Origin of the sequence: Vibrio sp. B1ASS3 (genome assembly GCF_905175355.1) — a bacterium.
GTDB classification, from domain to species: domain Bacteria; phylum Pseudomonadota; class Gammaproteobacteria; order Enterobacterales; family Vibrionaceae; genus Vibrio; species Vibrio owensii.
Map to the genome: position 1 here is coordinate 1,638,168 of NZ_HG992742.1, position 24,262 is coordinate 1,662,429.

The 24,262-nt window shown below is 40.5% G+C and carries 26 protein-coding genes and 3 pseudogenes; 26 read left to right on the forward strand and 3 right to left on the reverse strand.

Features of this window, described 5'->3' with window-relative positions; genetic code table 11:
• The first annotated feature begins 575 nt into the window (after positions 1-575).
• The 13 genes and pseudogenes from KJB05_RS07410 (at position 576) to KJB05_RS07495 (ending at position 11,258) form a co-directional block, all read left to right on the forward strand.
• Positions 576-1,052 carry a GNAT family N-acetyltransferase gene (locus tag KJB05_RS07410; protein ID WP_208446407.1) on the forward strand — a complete coding sequence of 159 codons (477 nt, stop codon included), beginning with the start codon at positions 576-578 and terminating at the stop codon, positions 1,050-1,052.
• A gap of 1,191 nt (positions 1,053-2,243) precedes the next feature.
• Positions 2,244-2,825, forward strand: a complete 582-nt coding sequence (locus KJB05_RS07420; RefSeq protein ID WP_213053107.1) for a hypothetical protein — start codon at positions 2,244-2,246, stop codon at positions 2,823-2,825.
• Between the two features lie 715 nt (positions 2,826-3,540).
• On the forward strand, positions 3,541-4,107 hold the full coding sequence (locus KJB05_RS07430) for a hypothetical protein (RefSeq protein WP_038887977.1): 567 nt from the start codon (positions 3,541-3,543) through the stop codon (positions 4,105-4,107).
• 152 nt (positions 4,108-4,259) lie between these two features.
• Positions 4,260-4,934 carry a hypothetical protein gene (locus KJB05_RS07435; protein WP_208446544.1) on the forward strand — a complete coding sequence of 225 codons (675 nt, stop codon included), beginning with the start codon at positions 4,260-4,262 and terminating at the stop codon, positions 4,932-4,934.
• A gap of 157 nt (positions 4,935-5,091) precedes the next feature.
• Positions 5,092-5,721: a hypothetical protein gene (locus KJB05_RS07445; RefSeq protein WP_208446473.1), complete on the forward strand. Its 630-nt coding sequence runs from the start codon at positions 5,092-5,094 to the stop codon at positions 5,719-5,721.
• A gap of 1,294 nt (positions 5,722-7,015) precedes the next feature.
• Complete coding sequence (locus tag KJB05_RS07460) at positions 7,016-7,447, forward strand: hypothetical protein (RefSeq protein WP_053340749.1); 432 nt, start codon at positions 7,016-7,018, stop codon at positions 7,445-7,447.
• A gap of 670 nt (positions 7,448-8,117) precedes the next feature.
• Complete coding sequence (locus KJB05_RS07465; RefSeq protein ID WP_208446471.1) at positions 8,118-8,684, forward strand: hypothetical protein; 567 nt, start codon at positions 8,118-8,120, stop codon at positions 8,682-8,684.
• A pseudogene (locus tag KJB05_RS07470) lies at positions 8,665-8,791 on the forward strand (DUF3265 domain-containing protein). Before KJB05_RS07465 ends, KJB05_RS07470 begins: the two are co-directional and overlap by 20 nt.
• A 609-nt stretch (positions 8,792-9,400) precedes the next feature.
• Positions 9,401-9,796, forward strand: a complete 396-nt coding sequence (locus tag KJB05_RS07475) for an ACT domain-containing protein (RefSeq protein WP_208446469.1) — start codon at positions 9,401-9,403, stop codon at positions 9,794-9,796.
• Between the two features lie 2 nt (positions 9,797-9,798).
• Positions 9,799-9,922 (forward strand): annotated as a pseudogene (locus KJB05_RS07480) (DUF3265 domain-containing protein).
• 154 nt (positions 9,923-10,076) lie between these two features.
• Entirely contained in the window at positions 10,077-10,340 is a 264-nt protein-coding gene (locus tag KJB05_RS07485) for a DUF4345 family protein (RefSeq protein WP_244868324.1), read from the forward strand.
• A pseudogene (locus KJB05_RS07490) lies at positions 10,333-10,447 on the forward strand (DUF3265 domain-containing protein). The gene KJB05_RS07485 and the pseudogene KJB05_RS07490 overlap by 8 nt, the downstream one beginning before the upstream one ends.
• Before the next feature lie 82 nt (positions 10,448-10,529).
• Positions 10,530-11,258, forward strand: coding sequence for a hypothetical protein (locus KJB05_RS07495; protein ID WP_208446519.1), 729 nt, complete (start codon positions 10,530-10,532; stop codon positions 11,256-11,258).
• Positions 11,259-12,044: 786 nt separating this feature from the next.
• On the opposite strand, the gene KJB05_RS28555 is transcribed toward KJB05_RS07495, so the two are convergent.
• Positions 12,045-12,347, reverse strand: coding sequence for a hypothetical protein (locus KJB05_RS28555; protein ID WP_244143002.1), 303 nt, complete (start codon positions 12,345-12,347; stop codon positions 12,045-12,047).
• 252 nt (positions 12,348-12,599) lie between these two features.
• Here KJB05_RS28555 and KJB05_RS07515 point away from each other — a divergent pair, with 252 nt between their 5' ends.
• The 8 genes from KJB05_RS07515 (at position 12,600) to KJB05_RS07570 (ending at position 17,490) form a co-directional block, all read left to right on the forward strand.
• Complete coding sequence (locus KJB05_RS07515; RefSeq protein WP_208446551.1) at positions 12,600-13,046, forward strand: GNAT family N-acetyltransferase; 447 nt, start codon at positions 12,600-12,602, stop codon at positions 13,044-13,046.
• A 308-nt stretch (positions 13,047-13,354) separates the two neighbouring features.
• Positions 13,355-13,669: a hypothetical protein gene (locus KJB05_RS07520; protein WP_213053108.1), complete on the forward strand. Its 315-nt coding sequence runs from the start codon at positions 13,355-13,357 to the stop codon at positions 13,667-13,669.
• 244 nt (positions 13,670-13,913) lie between these two features.
• Complete coding sequence (locus KJB05_RS07525) at positions 13,914-14,213, forward strand: WYL domain-containing protein (protein WP_072036459.1); 300 nt, start codon at positions 13,914-13,916, stop codon at positions 14,211-14,213.
• 133 nt (positions 14,214-14,346) lie between these two features.
• The gene (locus KJB05_RS07535; RefSeq protein WP_025543099.1) at positions 14,347-14,793 is read left to right on the forward strand and encodes a hypothetical protein; all 447 of its coding nucleotides are present in this window, start codon (positions 14,347-14,349) and stop codon (positions 14,791-14,793) included.
• A gap of 144 nt (positions 14,794-14,937) precedes the next feature.
• Entirely contained in the window at positions 14,938-15,297 is a 360-nt protein-coding gene (locus KJB05_RS07545) for a hypothetical protein (protein WP_208446552.1), read from the forward strand.
• A gap of 134 nt (positions 15,298-15,431) precedes the next feature.
• Positions 15,432-15,824 (forward strand): hypothetical protein, encoded by a 393-nt coding sequence (locus KJB05_RS07555; RefSeq protein WP_208446482.1) that lies wholly within the window; start codon positions 15,432-15,434, stop codon positions 15,822-15,824.
• 142 nt (positions 15,825-15,966) lie between these two features.
• Entirely contained in the window at positions 15,967-16,365 is a 399-nt protein-coding gene (fos, locus tag KJB05_RS07565) for a FosG/FosC2-related fosfomycin resistance glutathione transferase (RefSeq protein ID WP_208446481.1), read from the forward strand.
• A gap of 159 nt (positions 16,366-16,524) precedes the next feature.
• Positions 16,525-17,490: a type I restriction enzyme HsdR N-terminal domain-containing protein gene (locus KJB05_RS07570; RefSeq protein WP_208446480.1), complete on the forward strand. Its 966-nt coding sequence runs from the start codon at positions 16,525-16,527 to the stop codon at positions 17,488-17,490.
• A 140-nt stretch (positions 17,491-17,630) separates the two neighbouring features.
• Here the strand turns inward: KJB05_RS07570 and KJB05_RS07580 are convergent, their stop codons facing one another.
• Both KJB05_RS07580 and KJB05_RS07585 read right to left on the reverse strand, forming a co-directional pair.
• Positions 17,631-18,128 carry a GNAT family N-acetyltransferase gene (locus tag KJB05_RS07580; RefSeq protein ID WP_017420533.1) on the reverse strand — a complete coding sequence of 166 codons (498 nt, stop codon included), beginning with the start codon at positions 18,126-18,128 and terminating at the stop codon, positions 17,631-17,633.
• Entirely contained in the window at positions 18,125-18,397 is a 273-nt protein-coding gene (locus tag KJB05_RS07585) for a DUF1778 domain-containing protein (RefSeq protein WP_017420534.1), read from the reverse strand. Before KJB05_RS07585 ends, KJB05_RS07580 begins: the two co-directional genes overlap by 4 nt.
• Positions 18,398-18,689: 292 nt before the next feature.
• On the opposite strand from KJB05_RS07585, the gene KJB05_RS07595 reads away from it, so the two are divergent.
• The 5 genes from KJB05_RS07595 (at position 18,690) to KJB05_RS07620 (ending at position 22,435) form a co-directional block, all read left to right on the forward strand.
• Entirely contained in the window at positions 18,690-19,124 is a 435-nt protein-coding gene (locus KJB05_RS07595) for a hypothetical protein (protein WP_208446478.1), read from the forward strand.
• Positions 19,125-19,820, forward strand: a complete 696-nt coding sequence (locus tag KJB05_RS07600) for a hypothetical protein (RefSeq protein ID WP_208446477.1) — start codon at positions 19,125-19,127, stop codon at positions 19,818-19,820. It abuts the gene before it with no gap.
• 151 nt (positions 19,821-19,971) lie between these two features.
• Positions 19,972-20,646, forward strand: a complete 675-nt coding sequence (locus tag KJB05_RS07605) for a hypothetical protein (protein ID WP_208446544.1) — start codon at positions 19,972-19,974, stop codon at positions 20,644-20,646.
• Positions 20,647-20,802: 156 nt separating this feature from the next.
• Positions 20,803-21,579 carry a choline kinase gene (locus KJB05_RS07615; protein WP_208446437.1) on the forward strand — a complete coding sequence of 259 codons (777 nt, stop codon included), beginning with the start codon at positions 20,803-20,805 and terminating at the stop codon, positions 21,577-21,579.
• 160 nt (positions 21,580-21,739) lie between these two features.
• Positions 21,740-22,435, forward strand: a complete 696-nt coding sequence (locus tag KJB05_RS07620; RefSeq protein ID WP_208446436.1) for a restriction endonuclease PLD domain-containing protein — start codon at positions 21,740-21,742, stop codon at positions 22,433-22,435.
• Positions 22,436-24,262 lie beyond the last annotated feature (1,827 nt).

Consider the following 24,262-nt stretch of genomic DNA (forward strand, 5'->3'; position numbering starts at 1 on the left):
AAAGTCGAAATTGTCGTATCGGCACTCAACTTCAGTGTTAACTTGCGTGGTGTAAACTCAAAATTGGTATCGTTTCAACGGTTGATTTGTTCTTTGGTACAGTGACTTTGGGGTTAACTGAATCGAACTTTTTTGCTGAAACTCTGCTCGTTGAGTTTGTTGGTACAAAAGCCGATTTACTCGCTGAAATGGCGTTTTCTCTGGTGTGGAAAGTTCACGTGGTTTCAGCGGCTTTGTTGAAAGTCCGCACTGTGAGATTGGTTTTCCAAAAGCGTTTTTTGGTGTTGTGAGTTCGGTTTCTGCCACGTTGTTTGTTCCAAGTGGTTTCATTGAGTTGCCGCTTTGAGACTAAGCCTGACTTAAATGCATCAAAGCACATAAAGCTTATTGTTTTCAAAATTTAAAATAACGTAAAATCAACTCCTTGGGTTTGCAAACTAACAAACTGCTCAAGAGGGATTCGCAACGCGTGGCATTTTTACTATGCGTTCAATTTGGTGATTAAGGTGGTATGCGGCGGCTTTGGTATTGCGTTGCTCACCCCTTAGCAGGGCGTTATAACCTAAGAGGGAACAATGGAACTTAGAGCATTTGAAAAGGAAGATTATGACTTGCTTATTGGTTGGATCGACACGGATAAATTGAATTATCAATGGGGTGGTCCGAACTTCGAGTTTCCATTGGATTACGCTCAAATAGGCAAGCATTGCTCGCAACCAGAAGTCTTTCCTTTTGTTTTCGTTGTTTCAGGCGAGAGTGCTGGTTATGTTGAACTCTTCAAAGTATCTGAATCACACTTCAGAATCTGTCGTGTGTTTGTCTCGAACCGATTTCGAGGGCAGGGTATTTCCAAGTTGATGCTTGGTCAGCTCATAGAGCTAGCGAAAGAAGAATACAGTGCTAGCTTGTTGTCTCTGGCAGTGTTTGAACGTAATACTATCGCTAAAAATTGCTATGAATCGTTAGGTTTTTTAGTTGCTTTAGTTGAAAATGGTACTCGCTCTTTCGACGGTGAGGTTTGGGGTCTTCTACGCATGGAAAGACGGTTATAACAAACAATTTAAGAGGGATTCCCAACGCTTGGCATTTTTGGTTCTACTTCCAATTTTGTGTTTATGGCACAATGCTTTAGGTTGGGTGGTGGCGTTGCTCACCCCTTAATTGGGCGTTAGTTGCCAAAGAAGAAAAAGTAACTAAATCAGCAAGTTTATGGCTAATGTTAGTGTGTTTTTGGCTGGGTTTCCGTGTTTCACCTTTTTGCTTCTCGAATCGGTGATAGTGTTGTTTTGGTTGGTGTTTCGCTGAGTTTTCTGTTTCAGAAGCTGATTCAATTGTTGAAAGTCTGCTCTGTTGCTAAGTCTTCCCAAAAGCTTTCTTTGGTGTTTAAGGTTCGTTTTCTGCGGCGTTGTAAATTCCAAGTGGTTTCAGTGACAGTCGCTTTGAAACTACGCTTGACTTGGTTTCTCAAATCAGGAAAGGGCAGTGTTTGCAAAGTCTCAATGAATTTCAAAGTAAAGTCTTTGGGTAGGCAACTAACAAACAATTTAAGCAGATTCGCAACGCTCGGCATTTTGGGTTTGAATCAGCATCAGTGTTTACGGCACAATGGTTTGGTTGGGTGGTAGCGTTGCTCACTACTTAATTGGGCGTTAGTACGGGGTTGGCATCAAAGGTCATAAGTTTTGGTGTTTATCTGTTTTGGCATTCGTCTTTACACCTTTTAGTTTGTACCTTTCACGTTCTTTCCGGTGGCACTATATGCGGAGTGTTTGCTTTGATTTCACCGTTTACGGTTTCTAACTCTTAGCCTATTTCTTTAGCGCTTCTTCTCCTTCGTGGTTTTTACTGAGTCAAAATTGCCTTTCTTTGGTGTTGCCGTCGAAGTGCGAGGATCGAATCCTTTTCTAATTTGAAGCAAGTGAAAGTAGGCAGTTCAGTGCGTTTTTCTTCTAGCCAACTTCCGTCTTACAATCGGGGTAAAGTTTTGTAGCTGCCCGTCTCACTTCAGTGTTCAAAGCCTTTCATATCATGCCACTTTTCAATATCTTGGAGCACATAAATAGAAGTAGCGCATGTACTAACAAATTGCTTAAGAGTGATTCGTAACGCGTGGCATTTTTACTTTGCGGTGGCTTATGTGATTAAGGCGCTGTGCGGTAGCTTTTGTATTGCGTTACTCACACCTTAGCAAGGCGTTAGCTGCCATATTGTTTAACTTAATTACGCTTGGAAATGGAAGTTTTATGAAAACACTCTTATTACTTGTTGCGTTATTTCTATCGGGATGTACAACTGCTCTTTGGGCTCCTGAATATAAGCAAGAGATGATAGATGGCTTCTACGTAAAAAGTGATTCCGGAGAGCTATTTGTTACCGCCTCTAGTTCAGCTTATCTTTTCAAAATCAATAAAAATTTTGGAGATGCTCTTACTTTATCTAGAGAAGTAGATTTCTCCCCATCGTGTAACGAATTTGAACTAAGGAAAGACAATACAATTGTTGGCACTGTATCGCTAACACTGCTAGGCGGTGAGCCGACCGCAGAATTAGAAAATCAACTTTTGTCGCTAGGCTTCAAAAAGGATGCTTTGCTAAGAGAATTTAGACTTACGGAAAAAGTAAAAGGAAAGCGATTCACGGTAGAGGGTGATTTCCCGCTAGTAAAGCTAGAAAAGAGTCGGCGTATAAATATTGCACAACCATCTACCTTTTCTGAAGCGGCAGAAAAAATAGTTGCCACACCAGCTGCAATCATCATCGATTCTGCAGTCGTTGTGCCTGCTGTATTTGTAGGGGCTACGGTAATGGCGGCAGGTGGCAGCTAACAAACTGTTCAAGAGGGATTCGCAACGCGTGGCATTTTCACTATGCGTTGGTCTTAGTGTTTAAGGTGGTATGCAGCGGCTTTGGTATTGCGTTGCTCACCCCTTAACAGGGCGTTATGTTTACTTGAAATTCAAAGGCTTAAAGGTCTTAGGCTCTAGTTCTTTGTCCCTCTGGCAATTTGTTCCGAGTAGACTCAGCAAATTCGCATTGTCGGTCTAAGTTCTTGAATCTCTCAGCCCGTAAAACATGCCAATGTTCGTGGGTTGCTTCATTGTCAGGTCGAGTTGGCTAGGATTAAATCTCTCTGGTTTAAAGTCGCTTTTAGGTTCTTAGTCAATCAGCATTTCAGCTTGGCAGTTGCCTCGGCAATTTGTAATTGTTTTGCGCTTTGGTTGGAAAGAAAGGGCGCTCTTTGGTACTTAGTCGGGTTGCCTCATTGAGCAGGGAAGTGGACTTACTTGTTTTCGGTTGGTCGCCTTTGGCGGTCAAGTTGGTTTCAGCCTTGTGGTTTACTTCAGAAAACTAGTCAGAAAAAGTAGTCCTTTCTCAAGTAAATCATGTATTTGTGGTAAAACATAACAAACAATTTAACAGTGATTCGCAACGCTTGGCGCTCTCACTTCGGGTTGAGCTTAGTGTTTACGGCGCAGTGGTTAAGTTCAGTGGCTGCGCTGCTCACACGTTAATTGGGCGTTATGTGATTGGAGTAAGTAAATGAATTCTCGGTTGTTTCTACAATGGCTTGAGTATGCAATAGATCGGGTTGGTAATGGTTACTTTGGTCATGCGGAAAGGGTATATTGCTATGAGCTTTATCATTTTGTTCGCGTAGCAATGCATGCTTATGAAAGACAATATGGTCAAATTGAGAATGTGTTTTTACATTCTGAATTAGTAAAATCAATCGTACCCGATGAAGAGGCTCAAGTACTGGAAATTTTGCCACTTCAAAGTAGGCGAATGCCTGATTTTCTTTTCCATTCTCCCGGGAATACAGATCATCAGTTGGTTGCTATTGAAGTTAAAGTGACTTCACCATTGAGTCTTGATGAACTGGTAAGTGATCTGCAAAAACTTTCGGAACTAAGAGTTAACTATCGCTATGAAATGGTGATATTTCATTGTGTAAACACCTCAATTGATAGGATTTTCACCTTAATTGAAAGAGCCTTAAATCGAGGCATTGAGTTGGATCCACAGATTTTAGTCATATGTAAACCAGCATATGGGGAAGCAATTCAAAAAATGACTGTCGGTGCCATAGTTGAAGAAATCACATAACAAGCAATTTAAGAGGGATTCACAACGCTCGGCATTTTTGCTTCTACTTCAAATTTAGTGTTTATGGCACAATGCTTTAGGTTTGGGTGAAGGCGTTGTTCACCCCTTAATTGGGCGTTAGAATTACTACTGAAATAGTATTGGAGTGGAAAGTGAAAAATGTATTTTTAGCTCTTGCTTTCACCTTGACTACGGGTGCTTTTGCTCAAGATAACCTTGTGTTGGATGGTTCCATACGTCAATTGGCACCTGATGGATACATCGTACTTGAAACGATTTATGGTGATTTGAATAAAGATAGTCAAGAGGACGTTGTTTTAGTCATCAAAGGTACTGATCCAAAAAAAATTATTATTGATGAAATTCGGGGTGAATTAGACCTCAATCAAAGAGGTCTCGTAATTGCTCTAAAAAACAAGCAAAAATACGAGGTGATAGTTGAGAACCTAAGTTGTTTTTATTCGGAGGACGAATATGGGGGTGTATACTTTAAACCTGATATCTTAACTAGCATCGAAAAAGGGAACCTTCATATACTTTTTGCTCATGGTCGTTATGGGTACTGGTGCTACAATTTCCGTTATCAAAGCTCAGATTTTGAGTTGATTGGTTATGATTCAAGTGCTAACAGAGGACCAATAGTTGAAGAAGTAACTAGCATTAATTATCTGACAAAGAAAATGCTAGTAAAGGAAAATATTAATAGCGATGACGAATATGCAGACCCTGTGTTCAAAGAAAGGTGGGAGAGTTTTTCTCTCAATCATCGTTTTAGGTTAAGTGAAATTAAAGACTTTAGTGAGTTTGGTGATGGGGTGCTTAGATAGACTTTTACTGAAACGCAATTCTAACAAACTGTTCAAGAGGGATTCGCAACGCGTGGCATTTTCACTATGCGTTGGTTTTAGTGCTTAAGGTGGTATGCGTCGGCATCGGTATTGCGTTGCTCACCCCTTAACAGAGCGTTAGGATTTAGGAGTTAAAATGGACTTTGCTGTTCCAGAAATCGTTCAAAATAACCCGGTGGTATTTGGTTTTTGCCTTACGTTATCATTGCTAGGCGCAACCATCAAAATGGTCACCGCTTTAATTAGTTTCTATGAGGAAGTTGTAATAAAGCGATATTTTAATAGATTAGCGTCGCTAAGTGAGTATCTTCTAAGGTTAAAAGAAAATGAAGTTTTCCGTTTAGCCTCTGGAATAAGGGTTCCTCCAGAAAAAAGTGAGATGTTGATTGATGTCTATATGCGTGGTTTAGCTGATAATAGGGAGCTAAAGCGAATTCAACATTTTATGAAACCTATTCAAGGTAAAATACATATCGAAACTGATTTTATTGATAAAGTGCAAATACTTTACTCTTTTTGTGCAGCAATGTTTCTCTTTCTGTTCGCAGTTATTCTTGGGGCTCCGTCTTTCTTTTCAGAAAATAGTGCTGATGCTGTTGCTGGTATCTTCATTATGCTAGCTATGACCTTAACTGCTGCTGTCGTTGGCTCTGATTTTAGAACATACCGAACACTAAAGCGTATAAGAAAGAGGTTAATAGAATTAGAAATGGTATCCAATGCCCAAGCAAAGCTATTTTGGAGCGTGCCTTGGCATAAATCCTAACAAACTGTTTAAGAGTGATTCGCAACGCGTGGCATTTTTACTATGCGTTATGTTTGGTGTTTAAGGTGGTATGCGGGAGCTTCGGTATTGCGTTGCTCACACCTTAACAGGGCGTTAGGGCTCACACAAAATATGTATGAGCCACATGAACATTAATCTGAATTAATATTTATAGTAATCGTCAAACTTGGTTTTGGTATTTCTCGTACGATTAGCATTATGAGTTGAATGATTTCAACTGTTGTGAAGTCAGGTTCACTAGTTGCTAAGGCTAAAGTAAGGACGAATAAAATTAAAGTAGATAGATTGATATCTTTCATGGGCAGCACCCCTTTGGCTTACTGATCGAAGCAACAAACTTGTTGGTCTGTCACGTTTCGCTCATTTGCCAATGCATCCAGAAAACTGAGCAAGTTGACTGCTGCGACGTACAGATTTCGCTATCTATCATAGAAGTTAGTATCTGCTCGACAACTGCAATCTAATGTTAAGCAATATGTATGTCAATAGCCCAAGCTAAGCCCTAACAATAAATTCAAGCAGATTCGCAACGTTTGGCACTTTTGGTTTGAATCGGCTTTAGTGTTTACGGCACAATGCTTTAAGTAGGTGGCAGCGTTGCTCACTACTTAATTTGGCGTTAGTCGCCAGAAAAAGCTAGCAATCAAAATCATGTTGCTGAGCTCAAAATTTGGCAGCTGTTTGTTTGGTACACAGATTCATCGTCGATGATCAAAACTCAGTTTCTGCTGTTCTAGGCCCAAAGTTTTGCAAGTGTCCTAGCGCTTGTTTTGTTCTTTGATGCTGACAGAGCAGGGCAATCGAGAGTCTGTTTTTGGTTGCAACTCCGCTCGGGGAGTTTGTCGATACAAAAGCCGATTTACTCGCTGAAATGATTTTTCTCTGGTGTGGTAAATTCCACGTGGTTTCAGTGGTTTTGTTGTAGGTCCGCACTGTGAGATTGGTTTTCCAAAAGCGTCTTTTGGTGTTGTCAGCCCGTTTTCTACGGCGTTGTTTGTTCCAAGTGGTTTCATTGAGTAGCCGCTTTGAGACTACGCCTGACTTAAATGCATCAAAGCACATAAAGTTTGTTGTTCGCAAAGTTTAGTTCGGCTTAAAATTGTCGCTCGGTGCCTCGCGACTAACAAGCTGCTCAAGAGGGATTCGCAACGCGTGGCATTTTTACTATGCGTTGAATTTAGTGATTAAGGTGGTTTGCGGTGGCTTTTGTATTGCGTTGCTCACCCCTTAGCAGGGCGTTAAGCAACTTATTTGGATTTAAGGGATTAAAGAAATGTCGGAAGAAGTTAGACGAGAGTTCATTGTGAGAATTGATGATCTTAGGTCTCAAATATCATCGCGCTACAACACATTAAATCTTGAGGCTATATGGCTTTTTGTTGCGACATTAGGTTGCTGGAGTGTAGATCAGGTTTATGTTCAAATGTTAGCAATTCTTCTGGTGTTAATCTTTTTTTCGTCGAAGGTAGCCAAAGATCAAAACTACGACACTACATTTGCTCGTATTCTAAAAGATATTCGTAGAGATATCGAAGAGTCGGTTCTTGAAGGTGATACCAAAAAGGCGAGATTACATGAACTAGAAGAGATTGACAGAAACTTACTAGGTTTAAAGTCGATCTATAAATCTACACCAATGTTTCTAATGGGTTATGGTTTTTGGACTATCTCAGTATTGGTGTTTGGTTTTCGTGCGTTCGTGTGAACAGTTGCTTAACAAAGCATTTAAGAGTGATTCGCAACGCTTGGCATTTTCGCTTCGCTCAAGTATAGCCAAACGCCGCTCACACCTTAATGCGGCGTTAGTACGGGTTTGGCATTAAAGGTCATAAGCTTTGGTGTTTATCTGTTTTGGCGCTCGTCTTTACACCTTTCAGTTAGTGCTTTTCACGTTCTTTCCGGTGGCACTATATGTGAAGTGTTCGCTTTGATTTCACCGTTTACGGTTTCTAACTCTTAGCCTATTTCTTTGGCGCTTTTTCATTTTCGTGGTGGCTTTTGAGAGAACCTTGATTATTTTGGGTGTGGCTGTTGAAGTACGAGGAAAGAATCCTTTTCTAATTTGAAGCCAATGAAAGTAGGGCAGTTCAGTGCGTTTTTCTTCTAGCCAACTCTCGTCTCTCTATCGATTTTAAGTTTTGTAGCTGCCCGTCTCACTTCAGTGTTCAAAGCCTTTCATATCATGCCATTTTTCAATATCTTGGAGCGCATAAATAGAAGTAGCGCATGTACTAACAAATTGCTTAAGAGTGATTCGTAACGCGTGGCATTTTTACTTTGCGGTGGCTTATGGTGATTAAGGCGCTGTGCGGTAGCTTTTGTATTGCGTTACTCACACCTTAGCAAGGCGTTATGTTTCTGCTGGAGATGCCATATTGAAAGTATTTATAGACAATAACCTTTGGGATTACTTTGCGAAGCATAATATAGACCTTGAAGAGTATTTTCCTAAGGCAGATTTTCAGCTTTGCGTCACCAAACATTGCAGGTATGAAGTTCTACAAATGCCCGAACGTTGTGAAGCGATTAAAAACTACGCCAAACGAGCTATAGGGAGCTTCGTTGAAGAAGATTCATACTTTGGCTATCTGGACAGTTCGATCCCTGATGAGTATCAGCGAATGTCAGGTTATGGTGTCGGTCGTTATATTTCTAGTGAAGAGCAAGAACTGAGAAAAAATCTGGTTGAAAGGTTCGCGACACAATCTAAAAGAAAGCAAAATCAAATACTATTCAAACAAGAAGCGGATATTGAAATCGCAAGTCGTTCAGCTCTTTTTCCTATTGTAACTTTTGATACTAAAAAGAAAGGTCCAATATATTTCGCATATTCGAATGATTACAAAGTCATTTATCTGGACGTTGGTGAAGCAAATAGCCGAACTGTTCGAGAGTTTATGTGTTCACTTGTTAAACAGCTATATGTGTACAAACAAACATAACAAACTGTTTAAGAGTGATTCGCAACGCGTGGCATTTTTGGTATGCGTTGGTTTTAGTGTTTAAGGAGGTATGCAGCAGCATCGGTATTGCGTTGCTCACACCTTAACAGGGCGTTATGTTTACTTGTATTTCAAAGGCTTAAAGGTCTTAGGCTCTAGTTCTTTGTCCCTCTGGCAATTCGTCCCTAGTAGACTCAGCAAATCCGCATTGCCGGTCTAAGTTCTTTAATCTCTCAGCCCGTAAAACATCCATTGTTCTCGGGTTGCTTCATTGTCAGGTCGTGGCGGCTAGCTTCTTGTTTAACTGGCTCAAAGTCGCTTTGAGGTTCTTAGCCAAATAGCATTTCGGTTTGGCAGTTGCCTCGGCAATTCAGCATTGTTTTGCGCTTTGGTTGGAAAGAAAGGGCACTTGTTGTTTCTTGGTCGGGTTGCCTCATTGGGCAGGGAAGTGGAATTACACGTTTAAGGTTGGTCGCCTTTGGCGGTCAAGTTAGTTTCTGCCTTGTGGTTTGCTTCAGAAAATTAGTCAGAAATAGCAGTTCTTTCTCAAGTAAATCATGTATTTGTGGTAAAACATAACAAACAATTCAACAGTGATTCGCAACGCTTGGCGCTCTCACTTCGGGTTGAATTTAGTGTTTACGGCGCAGTGGTTTAGTTCAGTGTCTGCGTTGCTCACACGTTAATTGGGCGTTAGCAATATAAGAGGAAACAATATGTCAGGGATTACAGATTTAGACGAACTGCTACGTTCGATGAGTCCCAAACTAGTAGAAACTGAGTTTGTATTTTGTACTGTTTCAGGTCAGCTTGCAGACTACGTTCAGTTAAATCCAGTCGCTACGTTTGTTGAATCTGAGGGCTTAACTTTGGTTCTTGCAAAGTCAGTCGCAGAGAAAGCTGCTTTGTCGTTTGATGGTACGTATAGCCAAATCACTTTGACGGTTCACTCTAGCTTGGAAGCTGTCGGTCTTACAGCAGCAGTTGCGAGTAAGCTCACGTCAAAGGGCATTAGTGCTAATGTAATTGCAGCTTATTATCACGACCATATTTTCGTTCAAAGTAGCAAGGCTGAAGCGGCAGTTTTAGCGTTAGAAGAGTTCAGTGTTTAAGGCTGAGTCATATTGCTAACAAACTGTTCAAGAGGGATTCGCAACGCGTGGCATTTTTACTATGCGTTGGTTTTAGTGTTTAAGGTGGTATGCGGCGGCTTCGGTATTGCGTTGCTCACCCCTTAACAGGGCGTTAGGCATCTTTTCGAACCTAAAGGAGTAGGTATGTCGAAATTATTAGTTTACTTAACTGCGCTATTCTTTTTGCTCTACGGAGCTATCTTTGCTGTGTTCCCTGTAGATATGGACAGGCTCAAGCCCCAATTCTACCTCAGCAACTATTGATTTTAGGGCTACGTATGGTGGTGCCCAGTTTGCAATCGGTCTTGCTTTGATACTCGTCCTCAAGATTAAGCAAGATGTCACTTTGGCTTTAATCATTGTAGCTATTACATTGTTATCTATGGCGTTTGGTCGTCTAATTGGTATCTTGTTTGACGGTCAACCTAATACACTAATGTATGTTTATTTAGTTGCAGAGTTAGTTTTTGGGTTATTGGCCCTATTCCTGAGAAAGTCAGCGGCACTGGTAACCAATGCCTAACAAACTGTTCAAGAGGGATTCGCAACGCGTGGCATTTTCACTATGCGTTGGTTTTAGTGTTTAAGGTGGTATGCAGCGGCTTTGGTATTGTGTTGCTCACCCCTTAACAGGGCGTTATGTGTATCGTCACACCAAAGCGTTATGCCCATTGATATAATATGGATTTATGATCAGGTAGCGAGGAACCATATGACAAAATTAAAAAATGTAGGTGCCGCACTTGTAGAGTCAATCAGATCTGAACAGGTGAAAGATCTTGCGATTGATCTCGGCGATGCGGGAATCTCGGAGGTTTTTACCAAAGAAGCTCTTGAAAGCATACCAGGTTTAGGCATCGTTGTTAAAACATACAATGTTTTTTCAACTATTCAAGGGCAAATCTACGCACACAAGATCTACAACTTTTTCCTTAATATTCATGAGCTCAACCTTGATGAAAGGGTTCGTGTTATGGATGAAATATCGGCAACAAAAGGTGGTGTTGATGAGGCTGGCATGCTGCTATTAGATTTGATAGACAAATCTGATGACAATGAGAAACCGAGTTTAATAGGTAAGCTGTTTGTTGCATGTGGTTTCAAAGATATTAGTGCAAGGGAGTTCTTGAAACTATCCAATATCATTACGAGTACTTATATCGAAGATTTAAGAGCATTAAAAAATATAGATTCGCCTCAGAATTTAAGCGAGCAACAGAAGTCGATTTTTGCGGCAAATAGTCTAATGACTTTTGGAGTGAAAAAGCCGATGAAGTTAGAGGATGGCTATACCGTGGGCGAAATAGGTCGAGCTATCTTTGATAATGGTTTGTCTCTAGATTACGAATTCACGAGAGAAGCCGAGCTTATTGCAGAGTTCTGCTTTGACACCAAGAAAACTGATATGATTGCTTCTAATCCCGCATTTTCATCCACATAACAAACTGTTTAAGAGTGATTCGCAACGCGTGGCATTTTTACTATGCGTTGCTTTTAGTGTTTAAGGTGGTATGCGGCGGCATCGGTATTGCGTTGCTCACACCTTAACAGGGCGTTATGTTTACTTGAAATTCAAAGGCTTAAAGGTCTTAGGCTCTAGTTCTTTATCCCTCTGGCAATTCGTCCCTAGTAGACTCAGCAAATCCGCATTGTCGGCTTAATTTCTTGAATCACTCAGGCCGTAAAACATGCCAATGTTCGTGGGGTGCTTCATTGTCAGGTCGTGGCGGTCGGTTTCTTGTTTAGCTAGCTTAAAGTCGCTTTTAGGTTCTTAGCCAATTAGTATTTTGGCTTGGCAGTTGCCTCGGCAATTCAAAATTGTTTTGCGCTTTGGTTGGAAAGAAAGGGCGCTTGTTGGTGCTTGATCGGGTTGCCTCATTGAACAGGGAAGTGGAATTACTGGTTTTGGGTTAATCGCTTTTGGCGGCCAAGTTGGTTCTTGCCTTGTGGTTTAGCTCAGAAAACTAGTTGGAAATAGCAGTTCTTTCTCAAGTAAATCAGTCATTTGTGGTAAAACATAACAAACAATTCAACAGTGATTCGCAACGCTTGGCGCTTTCACTTCGGGTTGAGTTTAGTGTTTACGGCGCAGTATTCAAGTTCAGTGCATGCGCTGCTCACACGTTAATTGGGCGTTAGTCGCCAGAAAAAGCTAGCAATCAAAATCATGTTTCTGAGCTCAAAATTTGGCAGCTGTTTGTTTGGTACACAGATTCATCGTCGATGGTCAAAACTCAGTTTCTGCTGTTCTAAGTCCAAAGTTTTGCAAGTGTCCTAGCGCTTGTTTTGTTCTTTGGTGCTGACAGAGCAGGGCAATCGAGAGTCTGTTTTTGGTTGCAACTCCGCTCGGTGAGTTTGTTGGTACAAAAGCCGATTTACTCGCTGAAATGACGTTTTCTCTGGTGTGGTTAGTTCCACGTGGTTTCAGTAACTTTGTTGAAAGTCCGCACTGTGAGATTGGTTTTCCAAAAGCGCTTGTTGGTGTTGCCAGTCCGTTTTCAGTGGCGCTGGTTGTTCCAAGTGGTTTCATTGAATAGCCGCTTTGAGACTACGCCTGACTTAAGTGCATCAAGCACATAAAATTTGTTGTTTGCAAAATTTAGTTCGGCTTAAAATTGTCGCTCGGTGCCTCGCGACTAACAAACTGCTCAAGAGGGATTCGCAACGCGTGGCATTTTTACTATGCGTTGAATTTAGTGATTAAGGTGGTATGCAGCGGCATCGGTATTGCGTTGCTCACCCCTTAGCAGGGCGTTATACGCTTTCGAGGAAATAGTTCAATATGAACAAAGTAGTATTCAGAAATTGCGATAAAAATAGCCCGAATTGGTTCGAGCTAGAGAAGCTATTTCAAAGTGAATGGTCTGATTTTTCGTTCGCTGATACCTATAAACCCGGTGCCAATCTTCCACCCATATTGGTTGCTCTAAGAAATAATAAAGTCATCGGTGGCCTAGCGTATTCACGTTTCAAAGAACCACATGGTGACCCCGAGGTTATTTGGTTTAATGCTGTCTTTGTTTCACCTAATTACCGTAATCAGGGCATAGCTAGCGAATTGATTAACCGAGGAGTTAATCAAGTATCAGAAACAATTCAAACTAAACTGTATGCTTATACCAATGTAGCTCAGTTGTATCAGTCTTTGGGTTGGTCGGTAGTCGATATCGAGAGTGAGCCAAACCACAGTGTAATGAGTATCTCACTCAAGTCTCAACCACGCGTATAACAAACAATTTAAGAGGGATTCCCAACGCTTGGCATTTTTGGTTCTACTTCCAATTTAGTGTTTATGGCACAATGCTTTGAGTTGGGTGGTAGCGTTGCTCACCCCTTAATTGGGCGTTATGTACTTAGAGAAAAACTATATATTTGAGGGTGCAATGAGAGCAGTACTATTGGGGGCTTACGTTAGTGTTAGCTTGTCAATCAGCATTTTCCAGTGAAAAGCATCAAGCTCTTCAGGGGTTGGACAAGTTAATTAAATCTAGCGACGTTATAAATGATACGACTTCGAAAGAAACAACTAGAAACTCAATGTTAAGCAAAGACTTTGTATTATATCGATGTGTTCTTTCCGAGTTAGAGCGGCAAGGACAATATAGCAATGATAATGCAATTGTTGCTGTAATGACTAATAAGCCGAAGATCATCAATGTTACATCTGAAATACAATATTGGATACTTGGTTTAAGCAAGGCTGCTCATTCAGGATACTCCAAAATATGCTCAGCCGGTCAGTCTAATGAAGTGTCATTAGTTGTTTCAGGTTTTCTGAAAAGCTCTCAGTTGTACGAAAGACTGGCAATTTTAAACGAACATGGTTGGCGTGAGCCGTGGCAACCCAAATAAACGAAACACGTACATAACAAGCAATTTAAGAGGGATTCACAACGCTTGGCACTTTTTCTTCTACTTCAGTTTTAGTGTTTATGGCGCAATGCTTTAGATTTGGGTGGAGGCGTTGTTCACCCCTTAATTGGGCGTTAGGCTTTCCCCATATAAAAATTATGGATTTGCCAACAACTTCAATTATTTGAGTATCGAATTCTTGTAATGTGTCTAGTGGCATATTGCCGTTCTTTGAGGTATCAAAATGAACGAATCAGAAATTCGAAGAGCAATTCAAAATAAGTTAGTAATTGAGTTTACCTATAGCAATAGGTTACGCGTGGTAGAGCCTCATGTGCTAGGTGTCTGTAATGGCAATGTTCAACTCTTGGCTTATCAAATCGGTGGTCAAAGTAGCTCCGGAGGATTACCTGAGTGGCGTAGGTTTGACTTGTTCAGGATTAGTAATTTACGGGTGACTAGTCAGACTTTTGCTGGACGTAGAGCTTTCCCATCAGGAACACATAGTCCTTGGGATCGTGAACTCGAAATAGTACCAGCCTAACAATCTGTTTAAGAGTGATTCGCAACGCTTGGCATTTTTGCTATGCGTTGCGTTTTGTGTTTAAGGTAGTCTGCGGTGGCATCGGTATTGCGTTGCTCACACCTTAACTGGGCGTTAGCCATACGAGGTAAGTATGTCGGAATATAAATTAACAGAAGAAATAATTAAGCTGTCTCAATCGCAGCTATGGGATGTAGCTAAATCTGAATGGATTCTGTACGAAATATACGAAGCTGACGAACCCGAGCGTTGTTTGTGTGGGCACTTCCCTATCATTGAAATTTGTAATCTTAAGAACAAGTTAAATTCTAATTATGCGACCGTTGGAAACTGCTGTGTTAAGAAGTTCATTGGTTTACCTTCAGATAAGATTTTCCAAGCGATAAAACGGGTTAGAAAAGACGATGAGAAATCGCTAAATGCAGAGGCAATAACTCACGCTTACGACAAAGGCTGGATTAATGATTGGGAAAAAAGCTTTTACTTAGACGTTATGCGAAAGCGCAAACTTACTCCAAATCAGCTTAATAAAAAAGTTCAAATTAACAACAAGTTAGCAAACAAAATGAAGCGTGCCTAAGTATGGCTAACAAACTGTTTAAGAGTGATTCGCAACGCGTGGCATTTTTATCATGCGTTGGTTTTAGTGTTTAAGGTGGTATGCGGCGGCATCGGTATTGCGTTGCTCACACCTTAACAGGGCGTTATGTACTTGGAGAAAAATATGGATTTTCTCGTAGGTGTAGACCTTCAGGATTCATTTGTTTTGGGTTGGCACTACAATGATCAAGCTTTTGAAATTGAACTAGAGTTTAGCATCTGGCCTGAGTCTAAATATTATGAAGCTCCAAAAATAGGTGAGCATACTTGCTATCGTTTGGGGTCTCTTCTTTTTGAGGGTGTTTTAAGTATTAATGGGCTCTTGAATCAAAATGATATGCAGCCGACCATAGACCTTGACGGTTCAAAAGACTACGGAAACATCGACTACTTTGAAAAGAACCAATCATATTTCAAGGTGGTAGGTGGCTTTGGGAGCATAGAATTTGAAAGCTCAGGTGTTCATTTTAAACTACGTACATAACAAACTGTTCAAGAGGGATTCGCAACGCGTGGCATTTTTACTATGCGTTGAATTTAGTGATTAAGGTGGTATGCGGCAGCTTTTGTATTGCGTTGCTCACCCCTTAACAGGGCGTTATGCATTTGAGGACTTCAATGGATTTAGAGTACCAAAAAGCTTGCAAGAAATACTCTGTTAGATATATGAGTAATTCGAAGTGGTTTAAGTTGTTTGCAGCTTGGGCTAATGCTGGAATTGAGGTGGAAGTATCATATTGGAGGTTTATCGACTCTGAGCATGAAGAAGTTCACTGCTTACCCAAAAGCTATGACTTACTGCCACATAGGTTTGCAGACGGTAGGTTTCAACCATTCGAATACAAGTGGATATTGTCAGTAGCTATCCCACAGAAATATAAACCAAAATCGAATGTAGCATTTGAACGTAACCAAGATGTAGATCAGCTTAAATCAATAGCTAAAGAATTGGGGCACTTTCCAATCTTTGATCTCGAGAATGGTATCGAAGTTAGAGGCTACGAAGAATAATGCATAACAAATTGTTCAAGAGTGATTCGGCACGCGTGGCATTTTTACTATGCGTTGGTTTTAGTGGTTAAGGTGTTATGCGGCGGCTTCGGTATTGCGTGCCTCACACCTTAACAAGGCGTTATGTTTACGGGAGAAAATGGTGATTTTAGGGCTCAATCATATAACCATTGCAGTTAGTGACTTAGAGCGCTCTCTTAAGTTTTATCGGGAGACGTTGGGGTTCACTGCTCACGCTAAGTGGGACAACGGGGCTTACTTGTCGGTAGGTGAACTCTGGTTTTGCCTTTCTTACGATGAACCTTGCCCCAAAACTGACTATACCCACGTAGCTTTTGATATCGAACCAAAAGAATTTGAAGCCTTTGCGAAGCGTGTAGTTTCATTGGGTGTGGAAGTTTGGAAACAGAATAAGAGTGAAGGGCAATCACTTTATATCTTAGACCCTGATGGTCATAAACTAGAGATACACTCTGGCTCCCTTAAAAGCAGGTTAGAATCCCTAAGAACTAAGCCGTATAGTGGACTCGTTTGGCTTTAAACATAACAATAAATTTAAGAGTGATTCACAACGCTCGGCGCTTTCACTTCAAGCAAGTTTAGTGTTTATGGCACAATGCTTTAGGTAAGGTGTTAGCGTTGTTCACACCTTAATTGGGCGTTAAGTGTCTGGACGTAAGTTGTATTTGAGGAACACAATTTGAGAGAAGTTGATATCGTAGAGCTACTGATCAAGCAACTATTGGATTTGGGGTACCCTGCTGAAGCTATACGTAGAGAGGTTCGGATCAAATCGGGACAGAATCTTGATATGATTATAGACCTTGCTGTAGTAGACCTTACGACGAATGAAATACAAGCAATCGTTGAGGTCAAAAGAGGTCGTAAAGCTTTAACATCAGCGGCGAATCAAGTCATTCGATATGCTAAAGCTATATCGTCAAACGTTTTATGCTATGTCTATGTTGGAGATGAAAGCGGCACAGAAATGGCTCAGGTAAACCCAAGTGATGGTTTTGTAACTCCAATTAGATCTTTCCCAAGCTATGATACACTACTGGCAACATATCATGCCGTATACAATGCAACGAGGAAGCTGGAGAAAACGGTTAAAAATGTTAACTATGCTAAAAAGCTATCTAGTGTTATCGCAGGTCTTACTTCAACAGTAACTATTGGCATTATCGCTTCCATGCTTTTTAGTTGGAGCACTGATTCTCCTAAAGCTCTAAACCAGTCAGAGCTCACAGAAAGTATTGTCTTACTTGAAAAAGGCTTAGAGGTTCAGAAAACAAAGGTCATACAAATATCTAAATCTTTAGATCAAATGAACCAGAAGCTGGATTTGATCTCAGAAGTACCAGAATCGCATGGCTGGAAAATACAAGCATCTGACTTGACCAATCAGACCCAAGAAATAAAAGCAAGCTTGCAAGCATTAGAGAATGCTTTGACCGTAAACCCTGAAAAGGCACTAGCTGTTCCAATTTTGCGTAAAGATCTTGATAACTTAGAGAAAAGCTTAAGATCTGAGCTTCAACAAACTCGAAACGAAATAAATCGAATGTACGACTTAAATAAGTGGTTTATTGGTTTGATGTTTACAATGGCGGTGAGTGTTTTAGGTATAGCTATTAGTAGCTTCTTTAATAGAAACGACACTTAACAAACTGTTTAAGAGTGATTCGCAACGCGTGGCATTTTTACTATGCGTTGGTTTTAGTGGTTAAGGTGGTATGCGGCGGCTTTTGTATTGCGTTGCTCACACCTTAACAGGGCGTTAGTTTGCTAAAGGCTAGCGGTTAACTAGCCTAAGCTTGCTCTCACATCTGCAATGGTGATGAAGAGTTTGTTTTCGGCATCATGAAATGCTTGAAAACCATAGCGTTCATAGAAGTGTTTCGCACCGTCTTTGGCATCAACGATAACAACTGGAAATGCAACGCTATCACTAGCGGCTAATAGTTTTCTGAGTGCGTCGATAAGCAGCCACTCACCAAATCCTTTCCCTTTGTATCGGTCATCGACAGCAAGGCGGGCAATCAGACCACCAGAGGTGGATGATTGGTGCTTTTTTTGTAACTTATCAGGCAATGCCTTTAAGTCAATTGGTGTCATTGTTAGCGTGTAAAAGCCGATAACATGTGAGTTGTCGCTATCATCTTCCAAAACAAAAGTTCTGGTGTTGTCCTTCTTTGCTTGCTGACTCGCCATTACTTTTAAGTAATTATTGAGAGCTTCGATGCCACAGTTGAATCGGTTTCTATCGTGTTTAGCTTTATCTAAAAGTACCGTATTCATCATTGAGTTTTGCTCTCGTATCGATCAGCAGCAGCTTTTAGTTTTGAGTTCTGTGTTGCAGGACGATCTAAAGCTTCCATGAGCAACATCGCATCTGCTTGGCTCAGTTTTAAAGCCTGTTCACGTTCGATGACTTGTTTAGCTTTTTCGATTGCAGCGCTTAGAACAAACGAGTTGATGCTAGACATGCCGGCGATCGCGGCAGCCTTAGTAAGTAAGTCTTGTGTATCGACATCAACTCTAGCGGTGATGCGAGGCAAAGTAGTAGCCATAATGTTATCTCCTGTTGTGTCAAAATGTCACATGTGTATTATGGTCTTAAAGTGTGTAATAAGCAATATCTGTGTCACTTTGGCACGCAAACTAACAAACAATTTAAGAGTGATTCGGCACGCTTGGCATTTTTACTATGCGTTAATTTTAGTGATTAAGGTGGTATGTGGTGGCATCGGTATTGCGTTGCTCACACCTTAATTGGGCGTTAGTTGCTTAATTTGAACTTCGCGTTAGAACGAAAGTTTACATTGCTATACAATGCATAAAATTTTAAATGAGGATACGTAAGTGATTGAAGATGTGCCAAGTTTTCTCACTGCTATAACTACTTGGTTAATCAGTGAAGGGGTATGGTTTTTTCCGCTTATCTTGTTAGTTACTAACTTTGCATTGAAGTGCTATATAAACAATGTCCCAGACAAAGCGGATATTTGCCAGAGTATAGTTGCTGTTCCTGCTGAAGTTAAAGTAGTTGCTTCATCGTTTGTTTTCGCTGCGGCTATTGCATCAACAAATAAACCTAGCGAAGCGTTTGCTTTACAGGTGGTGGGATTCTTATACCTAATAATTTTGGCTGTATCTATAGGTTTCTTTAATAAATATGACGGCTCGGAGGCGCGAAGCATTGAGGGGCCGCTTTTTACATACTTAATAATTTCGTCGGCGGCCGCGTTGGTTATGCTCGGACTTTCAATTCAACTAATGATGCATACGGTGAGCTAAATGGATATTTATAACTTATTAACAGAGTCACTCATTAGTAGTTTACCAATTTATTTCGTAATTCTTGCTGGTATCTTTCTTCTGCGCGATGTGATGAGAAAGTATTTCGAAATGAAGCAAAAGTATGACTATAAAGAAGATCGTTATCGTCAAGATATTGAAGTTGAACTAGCGAAGTTAAATGAAAAAATTCAGATTAGTGATGAGCGTTTTAAGTCTGTAAACCACCTGATTCTAGATGGCGATGATATTAACAATAAAGTACTAAAGCAGTTTGGTGTTACAGGTGTCGACGCAAAAATTAAGCCGAATACGGCCTTCGTATTAACACCTTTTAATGACCGTTACTCAGATGACTACAATTGGGTGAAAAGCTTTTTTGTTGAAAACGACTATAAGTGCACAAGGGGAGATGACGTTAAAGTCATGAACAACATCTTAGGCCATATTATACGTCGAATGGTTACCGCTGAAATAGTGGTAGCAAATATATCAGGTAGGAATCCTAACGTATTCTACGAGCTAGGTATAGCCCATGCGCTAGGGAAAAAAGTCATAATAATAGCTAGAGCACCAGAAGACATTACGTTCGATATTTCAGGTAGCCAAGTGGTTTTGTATAACGATGAAGATACGTTAAAACGTGGGCTTAATAAGTGGTTAATCACGATCCTGAAAGGTGAAAAAAGCAACTAACAAAGCATTTAAGAGTGATTCCCAACGCTTGGCATTTTTGATGTCATCGTTGGGTTTTGTGTTTAAGGCGCAATAGTTTAGTGTCATGGCAGCGTTGCTCACACCTTAATGCGGCGTTAGAATTACTACTGAAATAGTATTGGAGTGGAAAGTGAAAAATGTATTTTTAGCTCTTGCTTTCACCTTGACTACGGGTGCTTTTGCTCAAGATAACCTTGTGTTGGATGGTTCCATACGTCAATTGGCACCTGATGGATACATCGTACTTGAAACGATTTATGGTGATTTGAATAAAGATAGTCAAGAGGACGTTGTTTTAGTCATCAAAGGTACTGATCCAAAAAAAATTATTATTGATGAAATTCGGGGTGAATTAGACCTCAATCAAAGAGGTCTCGTAATTGCTCTAAAAAACAAGCAAAAATACGAGGTGATAGTTGAGAACCTAAGTTGTTTTTATTCGGAGGACGAATATGGGGGTGTATACTTTAAACCTGATATCTTAACTAGCATCGAAAAAGGGAACCTTCATATACTTTTTGCTCATGGTCGTTATGGGTACTGGTGCTACAATTTCCGTTATCAAAGCTCAGATTTTGAGTTGATTGGTTATGATTCAAGTGCTAACAGAGGACCAATAGTTGAAGAAGTAACTAGCATTAATTATCTGACAAAGAAAATGCTAGTAAAGGAAAATATTAATAGCGATGACGAATATGCAGACCCTGTGTTCAAAGAAAGGTGGGAGAGTTTTTCTCTCAATCATCGTTTTAGGTTAAGTGAAATTAAAGACTTTAGTGAGTTTGGTGATGGGGTGCTTAGATAGACTTTTACTGAAACGCAATTCTAACAAACTGTTCAAGAGGGATTCGCAACGCGTGGCATTTTCACTATGCGTTGGTTTTAGTGCTTAAGGTGGTATGCGTCGGCATCGGTATTGCGTTGCTCACCCCTTAACAGAGCGTTATAACGCAGGAGAACTATGACAACACAAGATTTATCAAAAATGGGTTCAGCTAGGGTCTCAGTAGAGATTCTAGACGGGGTCGAGTGTGTGCTTAAGCAAGGTGCATCAAAAATAGAGCTATGCTTTTATCAAGAAGTTGCTCCCAAGCTGGTAGGCGTTAACTCTCCAGCGTTACTGAAAATTGAGGGAAGTAATCTCTATATAGAACGAATAGCAAACACTATTTCTTTAGATGAATTACGTAATCGATCTGACCTATATTTTCAGCTTGCAAGTATTCATCTTTCTAAGTATAGACCTGTAGTTCCTGTTAAGACGCATCGCTGGACAACTATCGATACTCACGAAGCTCTCGGTACACTAGGTTTTTCTGGGGAAGTTGCATCCGCAATAGAGCGACTTCAATCCATCTCTAGCCAGATTTTTGAATATGACACTTTAATATCTGGTGATACTAACGATGGTAACTGGGGAACACGAAATAACGGAGAGTTAGTACTGTTTGACTGGGAGCGTTTTGGTCAAGGTAGTCCTGCAATTGATTTAGCTCCGCTAGTCAAAGGGCTAGGCAGGATCAGTGACTATGAAAAAATAATTAGTCAATACATTGAACACAATACAGCCATATCAGAAACGAAGCTTTTAGAACATCTAATAATAGCCAAGTGCTGGATTGTCATCGAGGTTGTTAACATACTTGTTCGTCGTAATAACCCAGAGAAAAATAAATACATAAACTGGTTTCAGGCTAACATTCCTAAGTGGCTAACTTCAGTGGAAACTGCGTTATAACAAACAATTTAAGAGGGATTCCCAACGCTTGGCATTTTTGGTTCTACTTCCAATTTAGTGTTTATGGCACAATGCTTTAGGTTGGGTGGTCGCGTGGCTCACCCCTTAATTGGGCGTTATATGATCCGAGTGTAAAAAACGAAAATTAAGAGAGTTTATAATGAGCGTTAAAATTCAAAATACATTTATAAGCAGATTCACAAATATTTCCTATCAATCTGCATTAAGTCAAGTTATTGCTAGTAAAGGCTCTAAGCTAATTATCGCAACTGGATACATTAGTCAAAATGATTCGGTTGTAAATATTTATAAAAAGCTTAAAGAAGCCTTGGAAAGAAATGAAGAATTAACAGTGGATATATATATTGGAATTCTTTACAAGCCGAAAAATTCGAAAGGAGAAAAAATATTAGAGCATCATGAAACTTTGTTGCCTCACGGGCTTCTCACTATATCTCAAGCTAAACGATTAACTGTTCGAGGTATTACAGACTTTCATGCGAAATTTTCATTAATGCAACAAAAGAATGATGATGGAGAGTTTGTTGGGGTTGCTGGTACTATGGGTAGTTCCAATTTAACAGAACCTGGTTTGGCTCCCAAGTCTAGAATAGAATTCGACTTACTTATGTTAGGAGGAGAAGGTAATGAGCTGCTCCAATCCTATAAAAATGAAGTCGATTGCTTGTTGCACAAGATAGAAAATCAAGAAGTCTCAAATGTTAAGGATAAAGTGAAATGGAAAATATATGATCTTCCTGTGCTTGAAGAGTCTATAGAAAAAAGTGAAAAAATAGAGGCTTTAGAACAGGCAAGAACGCAGGAAGAAAATTGGCATAGTGGTTTACATGAGTAAAATAGACTTTGAGACTTCTGTATAATCATATAACAATCTGTTTAAGAGTGATTCGCAACGCTTGGCATTTTTGCTATGCGTTGCGATTTGTGTTTAAGGTGGTATGCGGGAGCTTCGGTATTGCGTTGCTCACACCTTAACAGGGCGTTAGTACGGGTTTGACATCAAAGGTCATAAGTTTTGGTGTTTATATGTTTTGGCGCTTGTCTTTACACCTTTCAGTTTGTACGTTCCTCGTTCTTTCCGGTGGCACTATATGCGGAGTGTTTGCTTTGATTTCACCGTTTACAGCTTCTAACTCTTAGTCTATTGCTTTAGCGCTTCTTCATTTTCGTGGTGGCTTTTGAGAGAACCTTGATTACTTTTGGTGTGGCTGTTGAGTGACGAGGAAAGAATCCTTTTTTAATTTGAAGCTAGTGAATGTAGGGTAGTTCAGTGCGTTTTTCTTCTAGCCAACTTTCGTCTTTCAATCGGGGTAAAGTTTTGTAGCTGCCCGTCTCACTTCAGTGTTCAAAGCCTTTCATATCATGCCACTTTTCAATATCTTGGAGTGCACAAATAGAAGTAGCGCATGTACTAACAAATTGCTTAAGAGTGATTCGTAACGCGTGGCATTTTTACTATGCGGTGGCTTATGGTGATTAAGGCGCTGTGCGGTAGCTTTTGTATTGCGTTACTCACACCTTAGCAAGGCGTTAGTACGGGGTTGACATCAAAGGTCATAAGTTTTGGTGTTTATCTGTTTTGGCGTTCGTCTTTACACCTTGCAATTAGTGCCTCTCACGTTCTTTCCGGTGGCACTATATGCGTTGTGCTTGCTTTGATTTCACCGTTTACGGCTTCTAACTTTTAGCCTATTTCTTTGGCGCTTCTTCATTTTCGTGGTTTTTACTAAGTCAAAATTGTCTTTCTTTGGTGTTGCTGTCGAAGTGCCGATGAACGAATCCTTTTCTAATTCAAAGTTAGTAAAAGTAGGTGAGTTCAGTACGTTTTTCTTCTAGCCAACTTTCGTCTCTCTATCGATTTTAAGTTTTGTAGCTGCCCGTCTCACTTCAGTGTTCAAAGCCTTTCATATCATGCCAATTTTCAATATCTTGGAGCGCATAAATAGAAGTAGCGCATGTACTAACAAATTGCTTAAGAGTGATTCGTAACGCGTGGCATTTTTACTTTGCGGTGGCTTATGGTGATTAAGGCGCTGTGCGGTAGCTTTTGTATTGCGTTACTCACACCTTAGCAAGGCGTTATGTTTACTTGAAATTCAAAGGCTTAAAGGTCTTAGGCTCAAGTTCTTTGTCCCTTTGGCAATTCGTCCCTAGTAGACTCAGCAAATCAGTATTGTCGTCCTAAGTTCTTGAATCTCTCAGCCCGTAAAACATGTCAATATTCGTGGGTTGCTTCATTGTCAGGTCGAGCAGGCTAGGTTTCAGTTTTTCTGGCTTTAAGTCGCTTTCAGGTTCTTTGCCAGTTAGCATTCTACCTTGGCAGTTGGCTCGGCAATTTGCCATTGTCTGGCGCTGTTGTGAGAAGAGACGAGGGCACTTGTTGAATGTAAGTCAGGTTGCCTCATTGGTCAGGGAAGTGTTCATACTTGTTGTTGGTTGGTCGCCTTTGGTGGTCAAGCTGGTTCTGCACTGTGGTTTGGTTCAGAAATCTAGTCCAAAATGGTAGTTCTTTCTCAAGAAAGTCAGTCACTTGTGGTAAAACATAACAAAGCATTTAAGACGGATTCTCAACGCTTGGCAATTTCGGTTTAGGTCATCTTCAGTGCTAAAAGTGGCAAGGTTTAGGTTTGGGTGGTCGCGTTGTTCACCACTTAATGCGGCG